This window comes from Bradyrhizobium sp. P5_C11_2 (assembly GCF_054049755.1).
Genome location: NZ_JBFULT010000629.1, coordinates 1 through 4089, shown reverse-complemented (window position 1 = coordinate 4089; position 4089 = coordinate 1). Strand labels below are relative to the sequence as shown.

3 protein-coding genes, 1 pseudogene and 1 riboswitch are annotated in these 4089 nt (G+C 65.0%); all 4 genes and pseudogenes read left to right on the top strand.

Translation table 11 applies throughout. The features are described from left to right. Positions 1-108 precede the first annotated feature (108 nt). Positions 109-2046, top strand: coding sequence for a PAS domain-containing sensor histidine kinase (locus ACXJL8_RS35640; RefSeq protein ID WP_456686509.1), 1938 nt, complete (start codon positions 109-111; stop codon positions 2044-2046). After that, positions 2039-2746 carry a peptidoglycan-binding protein gene (locus tag ACXJL8_RS35635; RefSeq protein ID WP_456619098.1) on the top strand — a complete coding sequence of 236 codons (708 nt, stop codon included), beginning with the start codon at positions 2039-2041 and terminating at the stop codon, positions 2744-2746. The genes ACXJL8_RS35640 and ACXJL8_RS35635 overlap by 8 nt, the downstream gene beginning before the upstream one ends. 71 nt (positions 2747-2817) lie before the next feature. Further along, the gene (locus tag ACXJL8_RS35630; protein ID WP_456619097.1) at positions 2818-3162 is read left to right on the top strand and encodes a DUF1491 family protein; all 345 of its coding nucleotides are present in this window, start codon (positions 2818-2820) and stop codon (positions 3160-3162) included. 187 nt (positions 3163-3349) lie between these two features. Then, positions 3350-3435, top strand: a riboswitch (ZMP/ZTP riboswitch). 33 nt (positions 3436-3468) lie between these two features. Next, a pseudogene (gene glyA, locus ACXJL8_RS35625) lies at positions 3469-4089 on the top strand (serine hydroxymethyltransferase); the annotation flags it as partial.

Here is a 4089-nt window from a genome sequence, read left to right as displayed (position 1 = left end):
AGGCGGGGCCGCCTTAGCACTCGTTTAAGGTCGCTCTGACACGGTGGCTCAACGATAAGGAGGCGTTCCGGCGCGTCTTCTCGACGATTGAGCCGAAGCGCGAGACCCGTGACAGTTTTGAGTATCATCCGCGATTGTCTCGATGCGCTGCTGCATCCCTCCGCGCGTTACGATGCGCTGACGCGGGCGCGCCATCGTGCCTTCATGGCGCCGAGGCTGCTGGGCAGCCTGGCCGCCTTCGCTGCATTTCCCGTCTATCTCGCCATGCGCGGCGCGCCGAGCGCGATCGAGGTCGCCGCCTTCGCGTGGCTGATCGCGCCAATTCTGCTGTCCTGGTTCCTGTCGCGCACCGGCCGCTACGAAGGCGCTCACGTGCTGTCGTCGCTGGCGCTCGCCGGCCTGATCATGTCGATCGCGGCCACGACCGGCGGCATCGAATCATTTGCCGCGATCTGGCTGGTGGTGGTTCCCCTCGAAGCCGCGCTGTCGGCCTCGCGCCGCGTCGCGGCCTTCGCCTCGCTGCTGGCGCTGTCCTGCGCGGGGATCCTGATTCTCGTCAGTCAGTTCGGCTGGCTGCCGCCCGCAGATGCGAGCGCCGCGGAACGCGGCGTGCTGATGGCGTTTGGCGTCGCCTCGGCAACGCTCTACGCCGCGGGTCTCGCCTTCGGCGCGGAATCGCTCGCGCGCACCAGCGTCGCGCTGCTGTCGCGCGAGGAGGACCGCTACCGCCTGCTGGCGCGCAACATGAGCGACGTCATTTCACGGCATCAGCGCAACGGCGCGGTGCAATTCATCTCGCCCGCGGTCGAGGCCTTGCTCGGCATGCCCGTTGCGCGGCTGCTCGGCCACGGCCTGTTCGACCGCGTCCATGTCGCCGATCGCCCGGCCTATCTCACGGCGCTCTCGGATGCCGCGCGCGGCGACGTCCGCAGCGTCGAGTTCCGGCTGCGGYGGGAGAGGGCCGGCCTCGAGCGCGGCCAAGCCGATATTCACGTCGACTTCATCTGGGTCGAGATGCGCTGCCGGCCGCTCGAGCTGGATCCGGGTCGCAAGAATCCTGACCGCAATCTTGACCGCCAGAATCTTGACCGTCACGATCTTGACCGTCCTGTCGCGCGCGAGGTCGACGTCGTCGCCGTGATGCGCGACGTCACCGATCGCAAGCTTGGGGAGCAGGCGCTGGATCAGGCGCGCAGCGCCGCGGAAGCGGCCGACGCCGCCAAGACCCGGTTCCTCGCCACCATGAGCCACGAGCTGCGCACGCCGCTCAACGCCATCATCGGCTTCTCCGAGATGATCGCACAGGAGCAGACGCTGATGCTGGGCGCGGCCCAGCGCAAGGAATACGCCCAGCTCATCAACGATTCCGGCCAGCATCTGCTGTCGGTGGTCAACGGCATCCTCGACATGTCCAAGATGGAATCGGGCAATTTCGAGATTGCGTCGGAGCCGTTCGCGCCCCGCTCATCGCTCTTGCACTGCTGCAACCTGCTTGCGCTGAAGGCGCGGGAGAACGGCATCGATCTGGTCACCGATGCGCCGCAGGATTTGCCGGTGATGACCGGCGATCCGCGCGCCTTCAAGCAGATCGTGCTCAATCTCGTCGCCAACGCCATCAAGTTCACCGAGCGCGGCGGTCAAGTCTCCGTTGCCGCCGTGGCGTCGGGATCGCAGCTCACGCTGCACGTCAGCGACACCGGCGTCGGCATCGCGCCCGACGATCTCAAGCGCATCGGCGCGCCGTTCTTCCAGGCCGGCAAGACCTATCAGCGTCGTCACGAAGGCACCGGCCTCGGACTTTCGATCGTGAAGAGCCTGGTGGCATTGCATCTCGGTGAATTGACGGTACAAAGCAGGCTCGGCGAGGGCACCGCCGTCACCGTCAAGCTGCCGCTCGTCTACACGCCGCCGCAGGCCAAGACGCTCGATAAAAAGGCGCCCGAGAGCAATATCGCGACGCTGACGCCGGTGCTGCGCCAGGACACTCAGGATCAACTTCAAGGTCAACCTCAGGACCAACCTGCTTTGGTGAAGAAAAGTGCCTAGAAAGTCTGCAAAGAACGACGCTGCTCCGCGCCGCCGTGGCGCCAAGGCCGCGGTCGTGGACATCGAGACCGAACGCAATCTGGCGATGCGCGTTCTGCTTTACAGTCCCAAGGACACGCTGGCCGGGCTGGTCGCGGTCGCCGCCATCGGTGCCATCGTCGCCAATGCGCTGTTCCTCCAGACCGGCCGGCATCCGGCGCCGATGTTCGGCACCGTGATCAATCTTCCGATGCCGTCGTCCGTTCCGCAGGCCAATCCCTTGCCGCGCGCGCGCCCCGTCGGTGCCGATACGTCGCCGCTCGAGCCGAAGGCGACCGAGTTCCGCGTCGAGCCCAAGCCTGCCGAGAGAGCGGCCGAGAAGCCGCCCGAGAAGCCCGTCGAGGCCACCGCGTCGACGTCGCGCGCGGGCGATCCCATGACCAATTTGGTCAAGGCCACGACGTCGCCCTCCGTTGCCGTCGCGCGTCCGCCGGCGCCGATTCCGGTGCCGCAGAGCCCGGCCGCGCGGCGCATCGCCGGCGTGCAGCGCGCGCTGTCCGAATATGGCTATGGCCAGCTGAAGGTCACGGGCACGATGAGCGGCGAGACCCAGTCCGCGATCCAGAAGTTCGAGCGCGAGCACAAGATGCAGGTCACCGGCCAGGTGTCCGATCGCCTGCTGCGCGAGCTCGGCGCCGCGATCGGCCATCCCGTCGAATAATCGCTGGGCTTGCGCCAAGGCTGGTGCTCGAAGGCTGGTGCTGATTGCGGCACTGGCCTATCGTGCGATTCATGCGGTTGAAATCAAACATATGGGTCGCGGCTTACTTGCGCCGGTGCCAGACCGAGGGCGTGTTCGGCGCGGTGCGCCGTCGCGGCGCCGAGGAGGCAGGTGCGGTGTTCGTGAAAGTCGCCCTCCTCGACGGCAATGCGATGCTGTATGTGCCGGCGCCGCAGACCGTCTATGACGACGGCCGGCCGGTCGATCGCTTCTTCGTGCCGGCCGCGCTGCAACCGATGCCGGAGCCTGCGGTCGAGGAGCGCCTGACCAAGGAAATTCGCTTCGATCCCGATGCCTGGATCGTCGAGACCGAGGACCGCGCGGGCCGGCATTTTCTCGAACTGGCGAAGACCTGACCAGGGGGTGGCTCGTTGCGGAAGTTTCTTGAGAATTCGCTTCCGCCGGCACCATTCGCTTTGGTTTAGACATCCATTCGGGGCGCTCTTTCTCAGGCTTATCCGCAAGGGGCCGCACGACCTGGTAGTTGCGGAAGGTCCGCAGGTTGGCTAAGTTCTACTTTACGAAGAGTCTCCGTGCTCATTCGTCCTATCGCGCGACTGGCGAGCTAACGTGGAATCGACCACGGTGAAGCGCGAAGGGTTCCAACGCCGATCGCCTGGGCAACCAAACTGCTGGAAAACAGCGTGTTGAGGAGCCCGAGCATGCCGTCATTTCGCAATGAGCTGTCCGCCAACGATCAAGAGATCGCCGCCGCCCTTGTGGGGGAGGAGCGCCGTCAACAGGACGGCGTCGAACTGATTCCGTCCGAGAATTACACCTACCCGGAGGTGCTTGAACTGCTCGGATCTGTCTTCACCAATAAATATTCCGAGGGATATCCGGGACGCAGATACTACGGCGGCCAGCAGTATACGGACGAAATTGAGAACCTCGCGCGCCGGCGGGCCTGCTCGCTTTTTCGTGCCGAGCACGCCAACGTTCAGCCTCTTTCCGGATCACCGATGAACCAGGCCGTCTATCTCGGCCTATTAAATCCCGGCGACACCATTCTCGCGATGGACCTGTCCCACGGCGGTCATCTCACCCACGGCGCGCCGGTGTCCCACATGGGGCGCTTGTTCAACTTCATTCGCTACAAGACCGCCCCGTCAAGCGGCGGCGCGATAGACTTCAACGAATTGCGCGCGATTGCGCGTGAAGCGCGTCCGAAGATGGTGTTGTGCGGCTACAGCTCCTATCCGCGCGACCTGGACTATGCGGCATTCAAGAGTATTGCCGATGAAGTTGGCGCGCTCACGATGGCTGACGTGAGCCACTATGGC

Excerpts from the sequence above, each read along its gene's own strand:
- ACXJL8_RS35630 (WP_456619097.1), top strand. The coding sequence starts at position 2,818 with ATGCGGTTGAAATCAAACATATGGGTCGCGGCTTACTTGCGCCGGTGC.